The organism is Streptomyces sp. PR69, from assembly GCF_026420845.1.
GTDB lineage: Bacteria > Actinomycetota > Actinomycetes > Streptomycetales > Streptomycetaceae > Streptomyces.
The window spans coordinates 112,211-132,385 of record NZ_JAOWCB010000015.1 but is presented as its reverse complement, the minus strand read 5'-3'; the positions used below and the strand labels follow the sequence as shown (position 1 = coordinate 132,385).

Here is a 20,175-nt window from a genome sequence, read left to right as displayed (position 1 = left end):
ACGGGGAATACTTATGCGTCATTTCGGGCACATCCCGCCCGCTGCCCGGCAGGGGCTGTTCCACCGGGAGCCATGCGCGTTCACCGCGGACTCCCCGGCCCATATCCTCTCCGCCGCGCTGGGAGCCACCCTCTACTCGCCCGCCACCAGGCCGAAGCTCGCCGACGACATCGCCAAGCAGGCGGGGCGCGGAGTTGTCTCCATGGTGCTCTGCCTGGAGGACTCGATCGACGACGCCGACGTCGGCGGCGCCGAGGCCAACCTCATACGGCAGTTCGGTGAGCTGCACAAGAGCGGGATCGAGCCGCCGCTGCTGTTCATCCGTGTCCGCGAGCCCGGCCAGATACCGGACCTCGCCGGCCGTCTTGGCGCGGCGGGCGAGCTGCTGTCCGGATTCGTCCTCCCCAAGTTCACGGAGGAGCGCGGCGCGCCCTTTCTGGAGGCGCTCACCGCGGCCGAGGCGGCGAGCGGACGGCGGCTGTACGCCATGCCCGTCCTGGAATCGCCCGAGCTGCTGCATCTGGAGACCAGGACCGAGACCCTGACCGGAATCGCCCGCACCGTCGACAAGTACCGGGACCGGGTGCTGGCGCTGCGGCTCGGCGTCACCGACTTCTGCTCCGCCTACGGCCTGCGCCGCTCTCCGGAGATGACGGCGTACGACGTCGGGATCGTCGCCTCGGTCATCGCGGACGTGGTCAATGTGCTGGGCCGCTCGGACGGCACCGGCTTCACCATCACCGGACCGGTGTGGGAGTACTTCCGGCTGCAGGAGCGGATGTTCAAGCCCCAGCTGCGCCGCAGCCCCTTCCTCGCGGGGCGCGCGGAGGAGCTGCGCACCGCGCTGATCGAGCATGACATGGACGGTCTGCTGCGCGAGATCGAACTCGACCGGACGAACGGACTGCTCGGCAAGACCTGCATCCACCCCTCGCATGTGCCTCCCGTGCACGCGCTGTCGGTGGTCAGCCACGAGGAGTACAGCGACGCCCGGGACATACTGCGACCCGAGCGGGGCGGCGGAGGCGTGCTGCGCTCCGCGTACACGAACAAGATGAACGAGGTGAAGCCGCACCGCGCCTGGGCCGAGCGGACTCTGGTGCGCGCCGAGGTGTTCGGCGTGGCGCGGGAGGACGTCGGCTTTGTGGAGCTGCTGGCGGCGGGGGTCGCGCACTGATGCGGGGCGAGACGCGGCCCGCGGCGCGGGGCGAGGAGAAGGAGCACAGCACGGTGTCGGTGTGGACGGGCAGCTGGGTGGCCGAGCGGCTGGGCGTCGCCCTGGCCGCGGACGGGACGGGCGCTCCCGGGGCCCCGAGGCTTGAGGAACTGCTCGGCCTCGCCCTGCGCCGCAACCCCAAGCGGGCCCATCTGCTGGTGTCCAACGTCCTCGGCAAGCATGTCCCGCAGCTTCCGTCCGTCGTGTACGGGGCGGGGCTCGGCCTCGGCGAGCGGGTACGGAAGCTGCTGGGCGACGCGGACGCCGCGCGGGCCGTCGTCCTCGGCTATGCGGAGACGGCGACCGGCCTCGGCCACGCCGTCGCGGACGGCCTCGGCCTCTCCCCGTATCTGCACTCCACCCGCCGGCCGGTGGCGGGCGTGGCGCAGGCCGGCGGCTTTGAAGAGTCCCACTCGCACGCCACCTCCCATCTGCTGCTGCCGGAGGACCCGGAGCTGCTGGCCGGGCCGGGGCCGCTGGTTCTCGTGGACGACGAGTTCTCCACGGGCAACACCGTCCTGAACACCATCCGCGCCCTGCACGCCCGCTACCCGCGCGCACGCTATGTGATCGTGGCGCTCGCCGATATGCGCGCCCCGCGGGACCGGTCCCGGCTGTCCGGATTCGCCGCCGAGATCGGCGCGCGCGTCGATCTGATCTCGCTGGCCTCCGGGACCGTGACCCTGCCGGACGGCGTCCTGGAGAAGGGCCGGGAGCTGGTCGCCCGCCATGAATCCGCACCCGCCCGGTCACGGGGCGACGCCGACCGGGTCGTACGGATCGAGCTTGGCTGGCCCGAGGGGCTCCCGGACGGCGGGCGGCACGGCTTCCGGCCGGAGCACCGGGCCCGGCTGGAGGCGGCGCTCCCGTCGATGGCGGCCCGGATCGCCGAGGCGCTGGCCCCGGGCGCGGGCGCGGGCACGGACACAGGCGCGGGCAAGGGCGCGGGCACTGCGGCGGGCGCCGCCGCGGCCGCGCCTGGTGCGGGCCCGGCTGGGCGCTCCGGGCCTGACGTGTCCGGGGCCGTCGTGGACGGCGGGGCACCCGCTCGCGCGTCCGGCCCCTTCGCGTCGGCACGGGCGGCAGCGCAGTCGTCGCGGACCCCGGACGGCGGCACACCGGCCCGCGTTCTCGTCCTCGGCTGCGAGGAGCTGATGTACGCACCGCTGCGGCTCGGCATGGCGCTGCAGGAACGCCTCGGCGGCGACGCGGAGATACGTTTCTCGACCACGACCCGCTCGCCGGTGCTCGCGGTCGACCACCCGGGCTATGCGATCCGCAGCCGCCTTGTCTTCCCCGCCCATGACGACCCGGCGGACGGCCCCGGCGACCGCTACGCCTACAACGTGGCGGGCGGCGGCTTCGACGCGGTCGTCGCCGTGGTCGACTCCGCCGCCGACACCCCCGGGCTGCACGCTTCGGACGGTCTGCTGTCCCAGCTCGCCGCGCACACGGAGCGGGTGGTGCTGGCGGTCGTCCCCGCGTACGAGCCCCGCCCCCGCCGCGGCTCCCTCTCTCATCCCCACCCCCACCCCCACTCCCGCCGCACGAACCCCGAAAGCGCCCCCATGCCTGTGGCCGACCTGCCCGACCTGCCCGACCTGCCCGACCTGGCCGAGCAGCCCGATCTGCCCGGCCCCCTCCGCGGTCCCGCGTTCTCCTCGTATCCGGCCGAGGACGTCGGCTGGCTGCTCCAGGATCTGTCGGACGCCGAACTGGAGGCCCCGACCGAGGAGCGCGAGGAGGCCATCCAGAGCGGCGGGGCGCACTACGCGGAGTCGCTGCCCGTCGAGTACCAGCCCTCCGCCCAGTACCAGCGGCTGTTCCAGGACGCGCTGGCCGCCTCCGCCGCCCGGATCGCCCGCGCCGTCGGCACGGTCACGGAGACGGTCCTCGCCGAGCGGTCGCCGCGCCCCGTGCTGGTCTCCCTCGCCCGCGCCGGAACGCCCGTGGGGGTGCTGATGCGCCGCTGGGCACAGCACCGCCACGGACTGGATCTGCCGCACTACGCCGTCTCCATCGTCCGCGGCCGGGGCATCGACGCCAACGCCCTGCGCTGGCTGGCGCGCCACCACGACCCGGCCGACGTCGTCTTCGTCGACGGCTGGACAGGCAAGGGCGCCATCACCCGCGAACTGGCCGCCGCGCTCGCCCAGTTCGCCGAGTCCCACGGGGTTGCGGGCTTCAGCCCCGAGATCGCGGTGCTCGCCGACCCCGGCGGCTGTGTGCGCACCTACGGCACCCGCGAGGACTTCCTCATCCCCTCCGCCTGCCTCAACTCCACCGTCTCCGGGCTCATATCGCGTACGGTCCTGCGCTCCGACCTGGTCGGCCCGCATGACTACCACGGCGCGAAGTTCTACCGCGAGCTGGCCGCCGACGATGTCTCGGGCCTCTTCACCCAGACGGTCGCCGCCCGCTTCGGCGAGGTCGCCGAAACCGTCGCCGCGGACGTCAAGGAGCTCCTCGCGGCGGACCGCGAGCCGACGTGGGAGGGCTGGGCCGCCGTCGAGCGGATCAGCGAGGAGTACGGCATCCACGACGTCAACCTGGTCAAGCCGGGCGTCGGCGAGACCACGCGCGTGCTGCTGCGCCGCGTCCCCTGGAAGATCCTGGCGCGGCGCGGCGCGGGCGACGACCTGGCGCACATACGGCTGCTCGCCGAGCAGCGCGGCGTACCCGTCGAGGAGGTCGACGGCCTCCCGTACAGCTGCGTCGGTCTGATCCACCCCCGCTATACGCGCGGCGCGACCGGCGCGGACGGCAAGGCGGTGACGGCCCCGTGACCCCGCGCGGCACGCCCACGCTCGTCGCGAGCGATCTCGACCGCACGCTGATCTACTCGGCCGCCGCGCTGGATCTGCGGATGCCGGACGCCGACGCCCCCCGGCTGCTGTGCGTGGAGGTGTACGAGTCCCGGCCGCTGTCGTATATGACAGAGACGGCCGCCGGGCTGCTCGGCGAGCTGTCGCGGGCGGCGGCGTTCGTCCCCGTCACCACCCGCACCCGCGAGCAGTACGGACGCATCCGGCTGCCGGGCCCCGCGCCCCGGTACGCGATCTGCGCCAACGGCGGGCATCTGCTGGTGGACGGGGTCTTTGACCCGGACTGGCGGCGGCAGGTCGCCGCCCGTATCGCCGCCGCGTGCGCCCCGCTCGCCGAGGTGCGGGACCGGCTGTCCGCCGCGGCCGACCCGGCGTGGCTGCTCAAGGAGCGGGTCGCCGAGGACCTCTTCGCGTATCTCGTCGTCGACCGCGCCCTGCTGCCGGACGGCTGGGTGAAGGACGTGGCCGAGTGGGCCGACGGCCTCGGCTGGGCGGTCTCCCTCCAGGGCCGCAAGATCTACGCCGTGCCGAAGCCGCTTACCAAGAGCGCGGCCGTGCGGGAGCTGGCCCGCCGCACGGGCGCGGAGCGGATTCTCGCCGCCGGGGACTCCCTCCTCGACGCCGATCTGCTGCTCGCCGCGCACCGCGCCTGGCGGCCCGGCCACGGCGAACTCGCCGACCAGGGCTGGACCGCCCCGCAGGTCGAGGCGCTGACGGAGACGGGCGCGGCGGCGGGGGAGGAGATCCTGCGCCGGTTCCTGGCCGGGGTCTGACCCCGTACCCGGAGCGCGGAGCCGCCCGCGGGCGGCCCGTGAGCCACCCGCGGCGGCCACGAGTCGGCGGCTGTGGTCAGCGGGCGTGGGCAGGGGCTGTGGTCAGCGGCCGTGGTCAGCCGCAGCAGCCTCCGCCGCAGCAGCCTCCGCCGCCCTGGGGCGAGGGTGCGGGCGCGGCGGATCCTCCCGCCACGGCGACGGCGGACAGAAGCTTGACCGTGTCCGTATGACCGGCCGGGCAGTCGGCCGGGTCGGACGACTGCGCCATCGGCCGGTTTACTTCGAAGGTGTCGCCGCAGCTCCGGCAGCGGTATTCATAGCGAGGCATGGTCCCAGATTATCGGCCCGGCGACGCCAGATCACCGGCCCGGTGGCGCTGCCGGAGGTGAGGTCACCGACCGAGTGCCCGCCGCCGCTCGGCCTCCGCCTTCTCCGCCAGCGCGTGCTCCGCCTCCTCCGCGCGCTTCCGCTGCTCGCTGATGCGCTGGGCCATACGCCGCTCCTCGGCGGCCTGATCCGGGTGGCGGGCCTTCCAGTACGGATTGTCGTGCGGCAAGGTCGAACTCACTCTCCCGTACATGCCGAAGAACATCAGCATGATGCCGACCACGAAGCTGAACATCACATTCTGGATGTGGAAGGCGAGGAAGTTATAGCTGGTGTCGAGGAGGGCGAGGTTCACAAAGCCGCTGACGATGAACGCGATGCCGAGGATCATGTTCAGCGTGGAGGCGAAGTTGCCGCCGATGACCATCCCGGCGAACAGCAGTGCGCCGACGCAGATGGAGAGCACGCTCAGGGCGCCGTTGGTGTTGAGTCCGATGACGGTGTCGCCCTCGGTGTCAAAGAAGCCGACGTTGTCCGTCAGACCGAGGACGCCGAAGGCGACCAGCAGCAGACCGGTCAGTCCCGCCCCGATGCGGTAGAAGGTGCTGAGGCGGTGATCGACGGGGAGATGCTCGTCGAGCTTGATGCGGTGGGTCCTGGGGTGCAGTGCGTGTGCGGCCATGTCCGCCCTCCTTCCCCATGTGCTACCAGCATCCGCCAGCACACGTAACGGGACAACCCATGCGGAGACCAGTCCTCCGGATGTCGCCCGCCGGGCAGTGCCCCGCTGGATCGGCCAAGGCCCCGCTGGATCGCCCAAGCGCTGGTCAGCGCGGATGCCCGCCGCCGCCCCGCTCCCCGCGGATCTGCTCCACGACCCGGCCGGCCGTCCCTCGCACGGCCTCGGTCTCCTGGAGGAAGTGCCAGTAGTCGGGGTGGCGGCCCTCAAGGTCGGCGACGGCCCGGTCCAGCCGGGCCACGGCGTCGTCGAGGGGACGGGCGTGCCGCGGGTCGGGGGTGTGCCGCCCGGCCATGGCCAGCCGCTGGGCGTCGCGGATCGCGAACCGGGTCCGCTCGATCTCCTGCTGTGGATCCCTGGCGACCGCGTTGAGCTGCTGAAGCCGGTCCCCGGCGGCCGACACCGCCTCGTCGGTGCTGTTCAGCAGGGCGCGTACGGTGCCGAGGAGGGCCGTCGCATCGGGCCAGCGCTGCTCGTCCCGCGCCTTGGCCGCCGCGCTCAGCTTCTCCTCCGCCTCGCGGACGCCGGCGGCGGCCTGCTGCGGGACGGGCTGGAGATCCTGCCAGCAGGCGGCCGAGAAGCGGCGGCGCAGCTCGCTGAGAACCGGCTCGACGCCCGCGGCACGGGTGGTCAGCGCCTGCGCGCGGGTACGCAGCGACACCAGGCGCTTGTCGATCTCCGCGGCACGCTCGGGGAGCCGCTCCGCCTCGGCGCGTACGGACTCCGCGTCCCGCAGAACGCGGTCGGCGCGGTGCAGGGTCTCGGTGAGACCGTGCCGCCCCGCGCCCTCGTTGAGCTTCGTCAGCTCCGGCGCGAGAGCGGCGAGCCGGGCGGCGAGGTCGTCCGCCCGCAGTCCGGAGCCGCGCACCGCGTCCAGAGCGCCGCTCGCGGAGCGGAGCGCCGCACGCGCCCGCTCCACGGCCGGGGCGAGCCGGGCGAGCTGGGTCTCGGCCTTGTCGAGCAGCGGCCCGAGCCCCTGCGCGAACCGGTCCAGCTCGCCCTTGATCCGTATCAGCTCGTCCCTGGCGGCGTTCAGCTCGCCGCGCGCCCGGGAGGCGGCCGAGGGCTCCAGATCGTCCCGGTCGAGATCATGTGTGTCGACCGCGGTGATATAGCGGTGGCTCACCTCGTCGATGCGCCGCCCCAGCGCGGCGAAGTCGTCCGCGGCCCGGCGCGCGGCGGGCGAGTCGTCCACCGCGGTGATCGTCTCAATGGAGATCCGCAGCTCGCGCTGGGCCGTGTCCAGCTCGTAGAACGCCGCCGCGGCCGCGTCCTTCGCGGCCTGCGCATCGGCGCGCCGGCTCTCCCCGCGCCCGCCGAACCAGCGGCGGGTCCCGCCGCCGGCGAAGGCGGCCGACAGCGCGGCCGCCGCCAGCGGCACAGGCAGCAGCATCAGCCCGAGGACATCGCGGACGGCACTCACTCCTGCCTGCTGCGCGTGTGTCCCCGTCACATCCCTCTCCCGTGCCGTGTGCCCGCCCTGCCTGGTTCATTCTCCCATCCGGCAGGGACGAACACACGAGCCGGTCAGTTCGCGCTGCGCACGGTCACCTCGCCGTTCTCACTGCGCGCGGTGACCACATGGGCGCTGCCGGGGTCCGTAGGGACGCCCACGTCCGTCCTCCCGTTGTCGGCCTCGGCGGACACCGCGTACGGCCCCTGGGAGCGGGGCAGCTCCACGACGATCTCGCCGTTGTCGCTGACGGCCTCGACCCGGTCGGGCGCGGCGGTGAGCGAGAGCCGCACACTGCCGTTGTCGGCGGCGGCCGTCACCTGCCGGGAGCTGACCCCTTCGGCCCGCACCTCCCCGTTGTCACTGGCCAGCTCCAGGGCCCCGCTGGAGTTGCGCACGGTGACCTCGCCGTTGTCCGCGCGCAGGGCCAGCGCACTGCTGAACCCGCTCGCGCTGACGCTGCCGTTGTCATCCGTCACCGTCACCCCGAGCCCACGGGGCACCGTGACCCGATGCCGCGAGTCACAGCTGCTCGCCATGGCCTCACAGCTCACCCGCAGCGTGAGCGTCCCACCCGCCAGCTTCCACACGGCCTCGGGCCCGCTCCCCATGAACACCCACCCGTCGACCTGCCTGGTCACCTCGACGCCCTCGACATCGCCCGTCACCAGCTCGATGTCGGTGTTCCCGGCGTCGATCTCCAGCGTCTGCCCCCCAAACGCAAACGTCTTCCGCTCCACCGGCGCGCCCCCGGCCTCGGCGCTCCCGCACCCACTGACCCCGCCGACGACGAGCAGCACCCCACCCCCGGCCACCACGGCACGCCTCCACCCGCACTGCACTCCCACCTTGATCCTTCCCCCTGCCTGTCTCTGCCGCCGCCCACGCTATGCGCCCCTGCCCGTCCCCTCGATCCGGCTGCCCGCCCCCTTGAGGTGGGGCTGTCCCCCGCCCGCCCCTGCCACCTGCGAACGGGTTTGCAGCCCCGCCCCATGGGCCATGTACGCTGTTGCCTCATCCACGGGTGCGTAGCTCAGGGGTAGAGCGCTGCTCTTACAAAGCAGATGTCGGCGGTTCGAAACCGTCCGCGCCCACCAGGTGTGACCTGCAACGGAGCCCCGGAACAAGATCGTTCCGAGGCTCCGTTTTGATCGTTTAGGAGGTTTTTAGGAGATCAACTCTGTGATTGATCCACCCTCACGCCTTCTTCCCCCGCACCCAGCGGGCCTCAAGCTGATCCAGACGATGCTTCCGCATCTCGGGCGTCACGTGCTCGTAGGTCCCTTCAATGTCCTTCGGAACCCACCCCATCGTCAAGAACCGCAGCGCCCGGTCCACCCGATCCTCCTTCATCCACGTGTCATGGGTGTGGCGGGCACCGCGCATCGTGAAGCCGGGAAGGACAGGCCCCCATGCCTCGCGTCCGGCGAATCCGCGCTTCCGGGGGATCGCGGAACGTCCGCCCGCGGCGGGCTTCAGCGTGCGGCCGAAGTTCCCGCGCCGCCACCAGTCGCCGTTGGGCGTGGTGAACGGGTGCTCATGCGGCCACGCCTCTATGTGCGCGCCGAGCATCTTTACGAGAAACGGCGGCATGTCGACCTCCCGCGCCGAGTACCTGTTCTTCGGCTCCCCTAAGTACAGCTCCACACGCGCCTTCGGAGTCCTGCGCCGGTTCGCCTTCCAGCCCTTCTCCCTACACTCCGCAAGCCGGGCGTCCTCTGCCGCGTGCCAAGCGGCCAGCCCCTCGTCGTCCAGCTCGAACTCGTCCTCGTGCAGTGCACCCACCTTCGGGTCGATGCGCACCACATGCCGTACGAACGTCCTGCCGTCGACCTTGTCCGTCCTTTTCAGCAGGCAGTTGTCCCGGTGCAGCCCAGCGAGCTCACCCCACCTGAGACCGAGATAGCAGTCCGCCACGACCATGAGCCCGTGAACGCCAGGCAGGCGCTCGAAGATGCGGTAAGCCTCATCCGGCTGGGCCCACACCTCCTCCTCGTCTCCGGCCCGGTCACCGCTTACGGCGATCTTCCTGCCGTACAGCTTGTTCGCCACGATGTAGCCGGCGTCCTCGGCTCCGGTGAGGATCGCGCTGAGGAGGCTGCGGGCATGCCCGACCGTCACCGGATCATGCGTGCCTGCCGGTTTGGCCGCTCGCGCCGCCCACGCCTTCACGGTGAAGACGTTGTTCACCTCCACCAAGGGTGTGAACTCGAACTCGGGCAGCAGAAGGCCGTCCAGCAGATACCTGCGCTTGGTGGCCGTCCCTGGGCGGGGCTTGTTCGCGGTCTTCCAAATCTCGACCCACTCCCCAAAAGGGGTCTGAGCCTTCTTGGGATCGACCCAGGTTCCGGCGGCCATTGCCGCCTCTTGCTGGTTTCCCCAGTCTTCGGCGGTCTTCCGCGTAGGGAACCCCGGTTGGCTGCCCAATGTGCCGTCCGGGAGCTTGTATCGGGCTCTCCAGGTGTATTGCTTGGTTTGTTTTCCGTTCTTGACCTTGTAGACCTTTTCGGCGTAGGCCATCCTTACCTAACCCCCCTCAGCCTTCTCCGTCCTTTCGCCGCCAGAGCTTCGCGCGGTATTCGAGGAACTCCTGATAGGCGCGGGCTCCGGCCTCGGTGATGCCGGACTCCAGGAAGAGGCTGTTCACGAAGTGGATCTCGTCTTGGATGAACACAGTGGCACCGCCGCGGAGTGCGGGCAGTCGCTCTACATGGATCACTGGAGCTGTGGTGGCTGCCGCTGAGCGGGAGGGTTCCTCCGCCTCCATCCATCGCTGTGCTTCGATGGTGAGCGCCTCGGACATGTCGTTCTCGTAGCCGGGTGTGATGTCGTTGTGGTGGAAGTCGAGGTGGATCTCGACGACTGTCCGCTCTCCGGTTTCCGGATCCTCGGCGTATACGTCTGTGGCTTCCATCTTTCCAGCCGGGACGGTTTGGCTGCGATTGACGACAACGCGCACTTGACCCCCTCACGAAGGTGTGGCCCCCTCGTTGGAGCGGTTATGCAACCACGCCGTCTCCGGGTTTGTGTAGGGTTCGCCCGGAAATGATGAACCGTCAGGATTCGTCGTCGGTCTCACTGGATTCCAACTCCCGTAGCTTGCGCTGTGTTTGACGCCAAGCGGCGGCGTAGCGGCGCATATCTTCGTCGGTCGCGTCGTTGGGCCCCTTGACCACGACGATCAGCTGGGCGGTCGAACCCTCCGGGGTGAGGTCGAACACGCCGGACGCAAGCACCTGGCCCTTGCGCAGCTCTGCCCTGATCAGCGGGGGGACTGGCAGCTCGTCTTCGGCCGGCGCGGGCGACGGCTGCGCAGCGTCGCCGGGGGAGTCCTGAACGAGCACCGGCTCGTCCCCCGCAAGCACGCGCTCGACGGACCCCTTCGACCAGCCGAGCAGGGCCGCGTACTCGCGGATGGTCGAGTTCACCTTGGATGGTCTGCTGCCGCGCTCGATGTTCTGCACCGTCGCACGGCTGACGCCGAGGGCCGTGGCCGCGTCCTCCTGCGTCATCTTCGGTCTGCGGGCGACACGGGACGCCTTGAGTGCCGCTCCCAATCGAGCCATGTCCTGGTCCATGAACCCTCATCATGCCGCATGCACCTGCAACCCGTAAGCCTAGCCTTTCGGCCGCGACCAGCAACTTTGCGTCGTTTTTGAGCCTCCAGGGTTGCAACATCCGTCACGCGATGCCCGCTGAGCGCTAGCACCCCGGCCGTACTGCTCAAGTTTTACGCCGACAACGTATGCATGTCGCTTGCGCCTGTACTCATCTTGTGCCTACATTGTGAGCGTGAGACCGAACGGACCGGCAATCAGAGCCATCCGCAAGGCTCAGAACATGAGCCTGCGTGAGCTTCAGGAGAAGACCGGCTTGGACCGGGGCTATCTCTCCCGCCTGGAGAGGGGACTCATCCGCCAGCCGGGAGACGCCCCAGTCCTCAAGGTCGCCACGGTGCTCGACGTCGTCCCTGACGCCATCACCCACGAGGAGCAGACGTGACCGCCAAGGCCACGAAGACACCGCCCGAGCCGAACGAGGCGGACCTTCGCCGCTACAGCCCCGAAGAGGTCATCGCGAAGCGATGGCTCCCGTACAAGAGCGCCCGTGTGCTCAAGGAGAAGTGCTACCGGCGCGAAGTGATCCACCACAACGACGGCGGACGGATCACCTTCACCATCGCCGACATCCGCCTTGAGAACGAGCGCACCGCGGTCGCGCCGCTCAGCACCAAGCGCGCCGCCTGACCCCCAAGAAAGCGGGGCCGCCTGGACCCTGGCCGGTCCTTTGGCAGCCCCTCGGCACCTCATCCACAGAGAAACGAGGACACCGTGACCACACAGACTATCGAAACGGCCCCGCGGGTCACCGGGATCAGCTCGCAGGCACCCGCCGCCGAGGCGCTCGTCGCCCTGATCAACATGTTCGGCCACCTGCCGACCCCCTACATCGTCATCCACAGCGGGACGTCGGAGCTATTCCTGCAGCTGGACTCTCCGAGCGCTTTCGAGGCGTGGCGTGCGGCGCTTCAGATCGCCCCGTCCGGCGTGGAGATCCGCAGCAACGGCCACGAGTCCTGGCTGAAGACGTGGGGCGTGTTCCGCGGGGTGCCGGTGCAGCTGACGGGGTTCGGCCTGAGCGTTCAGGCGGTGGCGTCGTGAACGCCCGGCGTGTGAATGCGGCGGCGGGTGTGATCCTCGCCGCGCAGAAGCAGGGCAAGACGTTGGCTGCGTCGCTGGCGTACGCGTTGGAGTCGGCGTGCTTGCTGCAGTCGCCGGAGACGGCGGATGAGCAGAAGCGGCTGCGGGTTGAGCGGAACCGCTATCGCGCCGCCTGGGGGAAGGCGCTCACGCGTGCCCTTGCGCTGCGGGCTCGGGTGGCCGAGCTGGAGGCGCGGCTCGGGGAGTACGAGCGGCCGGTGGACGAGGACCCGATCGCGTACGCCCTCACCGGGCAGGCCGGCACCACCCAGGCGCTGCTCGACGAGGACACCGCCGACATCCTCACCCTCGCTGCCGCGCAGTACGCCGATGCCACGTACGACGCCACGTTCCGCACGATCCGCCTGGAGCTGACGGCGACGCCGGAGCAGTGGTCGGCGTGGCAGGAGGCCCTGGACGTCGACCTGACGCGTACGACGAACCGCGGTAGCTGTGTCACTTCCCACGCGACGTGGCGCGGGATTCATGTGGTGATCTGCTGCTGGCCCGCGCGGCCGGTGGTCGGCAACCAGGACGGGCCGGGTCATCACGACTATGCGGTCGGCCGGGACCTGCCCGAGCCGGGGGTGACCCCGTGACGCGCCGCCGTCTGATCCGCGGGCACTGGTTCCGCGCCGACTACGCCGATGAGCCGTGCCTCTACTCGGGCTGCAGGCGGCCGCAGGCCGAGCACGTCGAGTCCTGCGGGGAGTGGATGGACCCCCGCCACTGGTACCGGCCGGGGCTGCGCCACCCATCGCGCTGCGCACGCTGTGGTCGGCCGTTCGGCCACTCCACGCACCGCGGTAGCCGGGCTCACCGCCGTCTGTGGGGTGCGTCGTGAGCGTTCTGGACTGGATCGCCGTCGCGCTCCTCGCCTACGGGCTCGGCGTCGCGCTCGTGTTCCGCATCCTCCCCGCCGCCGCCCAGGCGCTCGCTGCGCGCCGTCGGCTGGCCCGCCTCGCCCACTACCTGCGCATGACCTGGAGCGCCCGATGACCGGACCTCAGCACTACCGCGAGGCCGAGCGCCTCGCCGACCTCGCCCACCACTTCACCTACGGAGACGGAGCGGACCCGGTCACCGGCGCTGCGCTGGCTGCCGAGGCGCAGGTGCACGCGACGCTCGCCCTCGCCGCCGCGACCGCCATGGCCGCGCCCGTCGACGGCTGCGAGCCCGGCATGAGCGGCGGCGAGTACCAGGCCTGGTACAAGGCGGCTGGCGTCAAGCCGACGGGCGGTACGGGCAATGCGTGACCTGCCGCACGACCCCTACATCAAGGCCATCGTCGACACCCTGACCGCCGCGGGGCTGGAGCCCGACTACTGCTGGACCTCCGACGCTGAATCGAACCCCTACGACGGTGACGGCCTGGACGTGATGCTGAACGCCGCCATCGTCTGGACCAGCGACAGCCCTGCGGTCGACACCGACCGGCACCCTGACGGCATCGCCCTGCTGTGGGATCACCCCGCCGACCAGTGGCAGTGGGCTGAGCGCGGGGCGCACGGGGTCCTCACCGCCGAGCCCGTGTTCCTGCCGTGTCTGGGCCGCTACGCCCACCCCGACAGCGTGACCGCCTGTGTGCGGGCGCTGCTCGGTGGCCAGCCGGTACCCGAGCATCCCGCGGTCGACTCGCACCGGGCCGACCAGGTGCGGGCCGCCGTCGCGCAGTGGGTCGCCGCCTCCACCGGGGGTACCGCATGAGCGCCCGCAACAAGATCCACAAGCTGCTGAACGACGCGGGCCTCCGGGACCGCGAAGTGTACGACCTCCTCGACGAGTACGACGACGAGCAGGACACCGCCCAGCCCGCCGAGCAGACGATCTACCGCGCCGGATTCCACGGCTCGGACATCGCCCTCGGCCACTACACCACCGCGGCCGCCGCACGCGCCCACTGCGAGGTGCAGCTCAGCCGCGAGTACCCGCCGCATGTCGCGCTCCTGCACGACTGGATCCGCGACGACGACCCGCACGCCCCGTGGGAGCTGGTCGCCACCGCGGACGGCGGGCCGGAGGAGCCCACCGGCTATGTGGTCACGCCGCTGCTGGTGAAGGCCGCCTACGACGAGGAGGCCGACGCCTGATGAGCGCGTACTCCCGCATTTACCAAGGCCTGGTCGCGGGTGGCATGCGTCCCGACGCCGTGGCCGCCCTCCTCGCCGAGCTCCGCAGGGAGACCGGTGCCGAGCTCTCCGCCGGCCTCCGGGCGCACGCCAAGGAGATCCACCAGGAGCAGCCGAACGACTCGCGCGCCCTTGCCCGCAAGAGGAAGGCGAAGTTCGGCGCGATGCAGCGCGCAGCCGACTGGCTCACCGCCGCAACGTCGAACGGCCGCCTCACGACCACCCCGCACCAGCGCAACAACCGGAGCACACCGTGAACTTCAGCTTCACTCCGGCCACCCGCGAGACGGCGAAGGCCCGTATCGGCCTCCAGGGTCCCGCAGGGTCCGGCAAGACCAAGTCTGCCCTCCGCATCGCCGAGGGCCTGGCCCAGGGCGGCCAGATCGGTGTCGTCGACACCGAGCGCAGGTCCGCCCTCAAGTACGCCCCCGTCCCCGGCAAGCCGGAGCTCGGCGGGCACGTCTTCGGCCACATGCCTATGGACAGCCACGACCCCCGCAACCTCGTCCAGGCCGTCCGCGCCGCCGAGCAGGCAGAGCTTGCGGTCCTGGTCGTCGACTCCTGGTCGCACTTCTGGAACGGCCGCGGGGGCCTCCTGGAGATCGTCGAGAACACCGGCGCGAAGAAGAGCGGCGGCACCTTCGGCGCCTGGCGCGAGGCCAACCCGATCGAGCAGGAAATGCTCGACGCGATCCTGAACTTCCGCGGCCACCTCATCGTCACGATGCGCACCAAGGGCGACTACGTGATCGAGGGGAAGAAGGTCACCAAGGTCGGTGTGAAGGCCGTCCAGCGCGAAGGTGCCGAGTATGAGCTCGACGTCGTGATGGACATGGTCGAAGGCACAGCGACCGTGACCAAGACCCGGTATGAGCCGCTGGACGGCCTCACGGTCCGGCACCCGGGCGAGGACATCGGCGAGACGATCCTGGAGCAGCTCGGCCAGGGTGTGGACGCGGTCCAGGTCATCCTGGACGAGCTGACCGCCAGCGGGCTGACGTACGAGCGTGCGCTCGCGCTCCACCGTCGCGCCGACCAGCGAGGGCTGCTGACGACGGGGACGCTGCACCCGAAGTCTGGGGAAATCATCCAGCTCGGTGCTCTGATCAAGGAGTATGGAACGGCGCTGAAGCCCGCCTCCGCGCCGTCTTCGGCACCCGCCGGACGACAGGCCGAGTCGCCCCCGCCATCCCAAGACATGGCGCAGTCCAACCCGCCCTCCGCGCACTCCCTTTCCGATGCGCAGTCTGCTGCGGGCGGCGTCTCCCTGGTCACTCCGCCGCAGATGCGCATGATGCACGCCCTGTTCAACAAGCTTGGCGTGAAGAACCGCGCGGATCGCCTCCGGGCCACCTCGCTCATTGTCGGCAGCGAGCTCGACTCGGCAAACAAGCTGACGCTCAACGAAGCGAAGGAACTGCTCGACACCCTCAACGCCTACGCGGAGCGGGAGAACGGGCCCGCCGACTTCACCTCCATGGTCGACGCCCTGGCCTCCGAGACCGCCCAGCAGGCCGACCAGGCCGCTTGATCCACCGCTGATCGCGGGCCCCGCCGCCGACTCTCCCGGCGGGGCCCGCACCCCGGAAAGGAGGTGCACCACAGTGGTGGACCCCACCCCAGAACAGACCGACGCCATCGCCGTCTACGGCGACGGGCTGGACCTGGTCCTGCAAGCCGGTGCGGGCTGCGGCAAGAGCAGCACGCTGAAGATGATCGCCCGGTCCGACGCGCGGCGGCGGATGACGTACGTGGCGTACAACCGCAGCATCGCCGCCGAAGCCTCGCGGTCCTTCCCGTCCACGGTGCTCTGCAAGACCGGCCACGGACTCGCCTTCGACCCCCGGTACGGTGCCCGGCTCCAGCGTCCACGGCAGACCGCGCACCAGGCGGCGCAGGCGCTCGACGTCCGCAGCGTCCTCGGCATCGTCGGCTCGACTCCGGCCATCATCACGGACCTCAGCGTCCCGAAGGCCATGACGAGCAAGCTGATCATGCGGGCGGCACTCGACACCGTCACCCGCTGGTGCCACTCAGCGGACCTGGAGATCACCGAACGGCACATCCCGCGCTACGACGGACTCACGAAGACCGAGCCGCGCGCCCAGCTGGCCGCACTGGTCCTGCCCGTTGCACGGGCGGCGTGGGACGACCTGCGGACCGACGACGGCGTGCTCAACCTGAGCCACGACCACTACCTGAAGATGTGGGCGCTGAGCTCGCCGACAATCCCCACTGACGTGGTGCTGCTCGACGAGGCGCAGGACACCAACGACGTCCTCTCCGCGGTGCTGCTCGCGCAGGACCACGCGCAGCGGATCGCGGTAGGGGACTCCGCGCAGCAGATCTACGGCTGGCGCGGCGCGAACGACGCCCTCCAGAAGTTCGTCCGTGAGCTCTCCGCCCCGGAGCTGACGCTCAGCCAGAGTTTTCGTTTCGGGCCGGCCATCGCGGATGAGGCCAACCTGTGGCTCCGCACCATCGACGCCCCGCTCCGCCTCACGGGCTACGACCAGTGCACGTCGACGGTGGGGCCGGTCGCGGAGCCGGATGCGATCCTCTGCCGCACCAATGCAGGCGCGATGGGGATCGTCATGGAGGCCCTTGCCACCGGGCGGAAGACGGCGCTCGTCGGCGGCGGAGGGGACATCAAGCGTCTCGCCTGGGCCGCTGAAGCCCTTCAGTCCGGCCGCCCGACGGATCACCCAGAGCTCCTCGCGTTCCCGTCGTGGGACGCGGTGCGCGAGTACGCGGAGGAGGAAGACGGGTCGCTCAAGGTGCTGGTGAAGCTCATCGACGAGCACGGCACCGAGGCGATTATCTCGGCGGCGGACGCGCTGTGCAGCGAGCAGCAGGCCGATCTGGTCGTCTCTACGGCGCACAAGGCGAAGGGCCGTGAGTGGCCGCGCGTGCGGATTCACGACGATTTCCGCGCCCCGAAGCCTCACCCGGAGACCGGGCTGGTGCTCCTGCCGCGCGAGGAGGGCCGCCTCGCCTACGTCGCGGTCACCCGCGCCCGCGAGGCGCTCGACAGCACCGCGCTGGCCTGGGTCCACAGCGTCACGGCGGTCGCGTCATGAACGGCACGGGATGGCTCGCCGTGGGCGCCGCCGCATGGGGCGCCTCGATCCTCGCCGTGCTGTGGATGGCCTGGTCAGCGCACCGCAACAACGAACCGGAGCACGAGGAACCGGCGGTCGAGCCTGAGGACTTCGCCCGCGGATACATGGACACCTTCGATCCGATGCGTGAAGCGGTCGCCTCCGCGCACCGGGAGACCGAGCCCGGCGGGCCGTCCGCCGACCTCATCGACTGCTGGGCCATCTGGCCCGATGCCCCGAGCGCCGCCGATCACGACGGCACCGCATGAACTCTGGTGCGCGGCCGGTCGGCGGCCGCGCACCAGGCCCCTCCGCAATAAGGGAGATCCGTACGTGGGCAGCCGCCTGTACGTCGAGGTGCTCGACTACGCACCGACGACGCTGACGCACCGCGAGAAGCTCGCTCTCGCTGTGCTGGCGGACGACGCCCGGGACTCGACTCGGATCACCTGGTCCAGCGTGGAGTCGGAGAAGATCCTCCGCCGCGCGCAGGTGTCGCGCCCCCAGATCTACGAAGTGATCAAGGCACTCGTGAAGAAGGGCGTCCTGGAGAAGGTCACGGCCGGCCAGAAGAACGGCACGGCGAAGTACCGGATCCTGCCGCTTCAGTGTCCGGAACTTCCAGACACTGGCCCCGAGCCTCAGCGTCCGGATTCTGCGGACACTGGCAGCCCTCAGTGTCCGGAAACCCCGGACCCTGGACCCGAACTTGAGGGTCCGGAAACTCCGGACACTGAACCGCCTCAGCGTCCGCAAAACCCGGACACTGACCCGACAGTCCAGTGTCCGCGAAACCCGGACACTGACGAATCTCAGTGTCCGGAAATCCCGGACGTCAGTGTCCGGAAATCCCGGACGCCTACTCACTCTCCTCTCTCTACAAGACCTCACTCGTACACGGACCCGCCGTCGTCAGCCGGCCCTCACGACGACGCGCTCCACGACAACGTCATCGACGCCGATGTCGAGCACGAGACCGAGACCGAGACCCAAGAACCGGACCACGTCACCGCCCAGACCATCGTCGGCGAGTGGCTGCAGCGCACCACCAAGCGCCCACCACGCTCCGTCATCGGCCAAATGGCCAAGCAGATCCACGTCCTCCTCGAGGAAGACCGCATCGACCCGGACGACATCCGCCGAGGCATCGCCCGCTGGATGCAGAAAGGCCTCCACCCCTCGACCCTCCCGGCCGTCGTCAACGAGGTCATGAACACCCCCGGCCCCGGATCGGTCAGCACCCCGCCGCCCGGCCAGCCCGGAGGAACCGTCTTCGACCGCGCCCGCGCCCGCGCCGCCGCCCGCGCCGCACAACGCCAGGAAGGACAGACCCCGTGACCGAAGAAGAAGCTGTCCAAATCGCCGAGTACGTCGCCGCAGCCTGCCCCGCCCAGAAATTCGGCGAGTACACCCCCGACGTCTGGGGCGAGATCCTCGCCCCGTACTCGATCAACGAAGCCAGGGCCGCCGTCATCGCCGTCGCCCGCCGCCAGCCCTTCGTCTCCCCAGCCGAGATCGTCACCGAAATCCGCGACCGACGCGCCGAACGCATCGCCGCCGCGAACCTCGTCTACGACGGCGACCCCGACGAAACCGGCCTCGACTCGGCGCGCAACCTTCGCGCACTCACCGCAGCCGCCGCCTCCGGCCAGCGCCCCCCGCAAACCATCCGCGCCTCACTCGGCACCGCCGACCGCCCGGCCCTGCCGCCGGGCAGCCGACCCAGCGGCCGCGCAGCCGCCGTCCTCGACGCCATCGGCCAAGCCCTGCCGCACCGCCGCGACGGCGTCACCAACGTCCTCGCCATCCCGTGCCGCCGCTGCCACGCCCAGCCCGGCCGCACCTGCATCACCAACGGCCGCCGCCGACGAGACGTCCACCCCGCACGCCTCGACGACGCCCGCCGCGCCGCCGCGGGCCTCCCGCCGATCGACCCCGATGACGACCTTCGAGAGCAGGAACGCCGCCGCGCCGCATCCGCCGCCGCCCTCGCCAACCAGCCCCCCACCGCGTACGAGGACGCCACCTAATGCGCCCCCACCGCCCCGAGCAAGCCATCCGCTGCAACTGGTGCAACGCCCCCGCCGGGGAACCCTGCACCGTCCCCGCCAACGGCCGCCGCCTCCCCGGATCCACCAGCCACACCACCCGCAAAACCGACTGGGCCATGACAACCCAGAAACAGACACCCGCCCACCAGGACCCCACATGACCACCAGACGACCCACCACCTGCCCCGCCTGCCGCCAACCCATCCGCTGGACCACCACCCAGGCCGGCCGACACCTCGCCGTCGACCCCACCCCCGACCTCGACGGCAACACCGCCGTCTGGCGCGACGGCACCGGCGCCTGGCGCTCCCGCCGCCCCACCACAGAACTCCCCCTCAACGGCTGGGAGCGACTCCACAAACCCCACGTCGCCACCTGCCCCGCCAACCAGCAGCAGCTCCCCCTCCCTCCTGGCGTCACCCGCCTCGCCGACCACCGAAGGAACCGCCGCTGATGTACCCCGCCCTCTTCATCGTCCCCGGCATCAAGCAGTTCGCCTACGACATCGACGCCGAGCGCCAGGCACAGCTCACCAAGTTCGGCGACCAACACCACCCCGACGGCACGGGCCTGCCCGGTGACCACAGCCAGGCGCACATCGCCCGCCGGATCTGCCGGAAGGCAGCGGCCGACGGCACGTTGACCCGGCGACACATCCTCCAAGAGGAGGTCCGCGAGGCCCTCGCCGAGTCCAACCCGGCGCAACTGCGCGCCGAACTCGTCCAGGTCGCCGCCGTGTGCGCCGCCTGGATCAGCGACCTCGACTCCCGCCCCGGAGGAACGGCCAGCGCGCCGCCCCGAAAGCCGTAGTCCCCACCCGCCAGCACCGGTTACAGCCCGGTTCTACACGTAAGGAGAAGT

General features: G+C 70.8%; 26 protein-coding genes and 1 tRNA gene. 20 read left to right on the top strand and 7 right to left on the bottom strand.

The features are described 5' to 3' along the window. The first annotated feature begins 13 nt into the window (after positions 1-13). The 3 genes from OF819_RS17120 to OF819_RS17110 are packed head-to-tail and all read left to right on the top strand — an operon-like array spanning position 14 to position 4,814. Positions 14-1,177, top strand: a complete 1,164-nt coding sequence (locus OF819_RS17120; RefSeq protein ID WP_267244413.1) for an HpcH/HpaI aldolase/citrate lyase family protein — start codon at positions 14-16, stop codon at positions 1,175-1,177. Continuing rightward, the gene (locus OF819_RS17115) at positions 1,177-4,002 is read left to right on the top strand and encodes a phosphoribosyltransferase (protein WP_267244412.1); all 2,826 of its coding nucleotides are present in this window, start codon (positions 1,177-1,179) and stop codon (positions 4,000-4,002) included. The genes OF819_RS17120 and OF819_RS17115 overlap by 1 nt, the downstream gene beginning before the upstream one ends. Next, positions 3,999-4,814, top strand: a complete 816-nt coding sequence (locus OF819_RS17110) for an HAD family hydrolase (RefSeq protein ID WP_267244411.1) — start codon at positions 3,999-4,001, stop codon at positions 4,812-4,814. Before OF819_RS17115 ends, OF819_RS17110 begins: the two co-directional genes overlap by 4 nt. A 115-nt stretch (positions 4,815-4,929) precedes the next feature. On the opposite strand, the gene OF819_RS17105 is transcribed toward OF819_RS17110, so the two are convergent. From OF819_RS17105 to OF819_RS17090, 4 genes are all read right to left on the bottom strand, one after another. After that, positions 4,930-5,142, bottom strand: coding sequence for an FmdB family zinc ribbon protein (locus OF819_RS17105; protein ID WP_267244410.1), 213 nt, complete (start codon positions 5,140-5,142; stop codon positions 4,930-4,932). 63 nt (positions 5,143-5,205) lie between these two features. Further along, positions 5,206-5,823 (bottom strand): DUF4383 domain-containing protein, encoded by a 618-nt coding sequence (locus OF819_RS17100; RefSeq protein WP_267244409.1) that lies wholly within the window; start codon positions 5,821-5,823, stop codon positions 5,206-5,208. Positions 5,824-5,968: 145 nt separating this feature from the next. After that, complete coding sequence (locus OF819_RS17095) at positions 5,969-7,333, bottom strand: hypothetical protein (protein ID WP_416370556.1); 1,365 nt, start codon at positions 7,331-7,333, stop codon at positions 5,969-5,971. Between the two features lie 74 nt (positions 7,334-7,407). Continuing rightward, entirely contained in the window at positions 7,408-8,151 is a 744-nt protein-coding gene (locus OF819_RS17090) for a DUF4097 family beta strand repeat-containing protein (protein ID WP_267244408.1), read from the bottom strand. 204 nt (positions 8,152-8,355) lie between these two features. Here OF819_RS17090 and OF819_RS17085 point away from each other — a divergent pair. Then, a tRNA-Val gene (locus OF819_RS17085) sits at positions 8,356-8,430 on the top strand. Positions 8,431-8,530: 100 nt separating this feature from the next. Here OF819_RS17085 and OF819_RS17080 read toward each other — a convergent pair. From OF819_RS17080 to OF819_RS17070, 3 genes are all read right to left on the bottom strand, one after another. Beyond that, entirely contained in the window at positions 8,531-9,853 is a 1,323-nt protein-coding gene (locus tag OF819_RS17080) for a hypothetical protein (protein WP_267244407.1), read from the bottom strand. A gap of 16 nt (positions 9,854-9,869) precedes the next feature. Beyond that, positions 9,870-10,247 carry a hypothetical protein gene (locus OF819_RS17075; protein ID WP_267244406.1) on the bottom strand — a complete coding sequence of 126 codons (378 nt, stop codon included), beginning with the start codon at positions 10,245-10,247 and terminating at the stop codon, positions 9,870-9,872. A 142-nt stretch (positions 10,248-10,389) separates the two neighbouring features. Continuing rightward, positions 10,390-10,911, bottom strand: a complete 522-nt coding sequence (locus tag OF819_RS17070) for a helix-turn-helix domain-containing protein (RefSeq protein WP_267244405.1) — start codon at positions 10,909-10,911, stop codon at positions 10,390-10,392. Positions 10,912-11,119: 208 nt separating this feature from the next. On the opposite strand from OF819_RS17070, the gene OF819_RS17065 reads away from it, so the two are divergent. The 16 genes from OF819_RS17065 (at position 11,120) to OF819_RS16990 (ending at position 20,124) form a co-directional block, all read left to right on the top strand. Then, the gene (locus OF819_RS17065; RefSeq protein ID WP_323748933.1) at positions 11,120-11,335 is read left to right on the top strand and encodes a helix-turn-helix transcriptional regulator; all 216 of its coding nucleotides are present in this window, start codon (positions 11,120-11,122) and stop codon (positions 11,333-11,335) included. Then, the gene (locus OF819_RS17060; protein ID WP_267244403.1) at positions 11,332-11,580 is read left to right on the top strand and encodes a hypothetical protein; all 249 of its coding nucleotides are present in this window, start codon (positions 11,332-11,334) and stop codon (positions 11,578-11,580) included. Before OF819_RS17065 ends, OF819_RS17060 begins: the two co-directional genes overlap by 4 nt. A gap of 84 nt (positions 11,581-11,664) precedes the next feature. Next, a complete protein-coding gene (locus OF819_RS17055; protein ID WP_267244402.1) occupies positions 11,665-11,994 on the top strand; it encodes a hypothetical protein in 330 nt (109 codons plus the stop codon). Then, the gene (locus OF819_RS17050) at positions 11,991-12,632 is read left to right on the top strand and encodes a hypothetical protein (protein ID WP_267244401.1); all 642 of its coding nucleotides are present in this window, start codon (positions 11,991-11,993) and stop codon (positions 12,630-12,632) included. Before OF819_RS17055 ends, OF819_RS17050 begins: the two co-directional genes overlap by 4 nt. A 241-nt stretch (positions 12,633-12,873) precedes the next feature. Then, positions 12,874-13,032 carry a hypothetical protein gene (locus tag OF819_RS17045; RefSeq protein WP_267244400.1) on the top strand — a complete coding sequence of 53 codons (159 nt, stop codon included), beginning with the start codon at positions 12,874-12,876 and terminating at the stop codon, positions 13,030-13,032. Next, positions 13,029-13,289 (top strand): hypothetical protein, encoded by a 261-nt coding sequence (locus OF819_RS17040; RefSeq protein WP_267244399.1) that lies wholly within the window; start codon positions 13,029-13,031, stop codon positions 13,287-13,289. The genes OF819_RS17045 and OF819_RS17040 overlap by 4 nt, the downstream gene beginning before the upstream one ends. After that, on the top strand, positions 13,282-13,740 hold the full coding sequence (locus OF819_RS17035; protein WP_267244398.1) for a hypothetical protein: 459 nt from the start codon (positions 13,282-13,284) through the stop codon (positions 13,738-13,740). The genes OF819_RS17040 and OF819_RS17035 overlap by 8 nt, the downstream gene beginning before the upstream one ends. After that, entirely contained in the window at positions 13,737-14,123 is a 387-nt protein-coding gene (locus OF819_RS17030) for a hypothetical protein (protein ID WP_267244397.1), read from the top strand. Before OF819_RS17035 ends, OF819_RS17030 begins: the two co-directional genes overlap by 4 nt. After that, positions 14,123-14,419, top strand: coding sequence for a hypothetical protein (locus OF819_RS17025; RefSeq protein WP_267244396.1), 297 nt, complete (start codon positions 14,123-14,125; stop codon positions 14,417-14,419). The genes OF819_RS17030 and OF819_RS17025 overlap by 1 nt, the downstream gene beginning before the upstream one ends. Then, the gene (locus tag OF819_RS17020; RefSeq protein ID WP_267244395.1) at positions 14,416-15,693 is read left to right on the top strand and encodes an AAA family ATPase; all 1,278 of its coding nucleotides are present in this window, start codon (positions 14,416-14,418) and stop codon (positions 15,691-15,693) included. Before OF819_RS17025 ends, OF819_RS17020 begins: the two co-directional genes overlap by 4 nt. Before the next feature lie 76 nt (positions 15,694-15,769). Then, positions 15,770-17,242 (top strand): UvrD-helicase domain-containing protein, encoded by a 1,473-nt coding sequence (locus tag OF819_RS17015; RefSeq protein ID WP_267244394.1) that lies wholly within the window; start codon positions 15,770-15,772, stop codon positions 17,240-17,242. After that, complete coding sequence (locus tag OF819_RS17010) at positions 17,239-17,532, top strand: hypothetical protein (protein ID WP_267244393.1); 294 nt, start codon at positions 17,239-17,241, stop codon at positions 17,530-17,532. Before OF819_RS17015 ends, OF819_RS17010 begins: the two co-directional genes overlap by 4 nt. 64 nt (positions 17,533-17,596) lie before the next feature. Continuing rightward, positions 17,597-18,601, top strand: a complete 1,005-nt coding sequence (locus tag OF819_RS17005; protein ID WP_267244392.1) for a hypothetical protein — start codon at positions 17,597-17,599, stop codon at positions 18,599-18,601. Continuing rightward, on the top strand, positions 18,598-19,293 hold the full coding sequence (locus OF819_RS17000) for a hypothetical protein (protein ID WP_267244391.1): 696 nt from the start codon (positions 18,598-18,600) through the stop codon (positions 19,291-19,293). The genes OF819_RS17005 and OF819_RS17000 overlap by 4 nt, the downstream gene beginning before the upstream one ends. A gap of 178 nt (positions 19,294-19,471) precedes the next feature. Then, on the top strand, positions 19,472-19,768 hold the full coding sequence (locus OF819_RS16995) for a hypothetical protein (protein ID WP_267244390.1): 297 nt from the start codon (positions 19,472-19,474) through the stop codon (positions 19,766-19,768). Further along, entirely contained in the window at positions 19,768-20,124 is a 357-nt protein-coding gene (locus tag OF819_RS16990; RefSeq protein ID WP_267244389.1) for a hypothetical protein, read from the top strand. Before OF819_RS16995 ends, OF819_RS16990 begins: the two co-directional genes overlap by 1 nt. Positions 20,125-20,175: the final 51 nt, after the last annotated feature.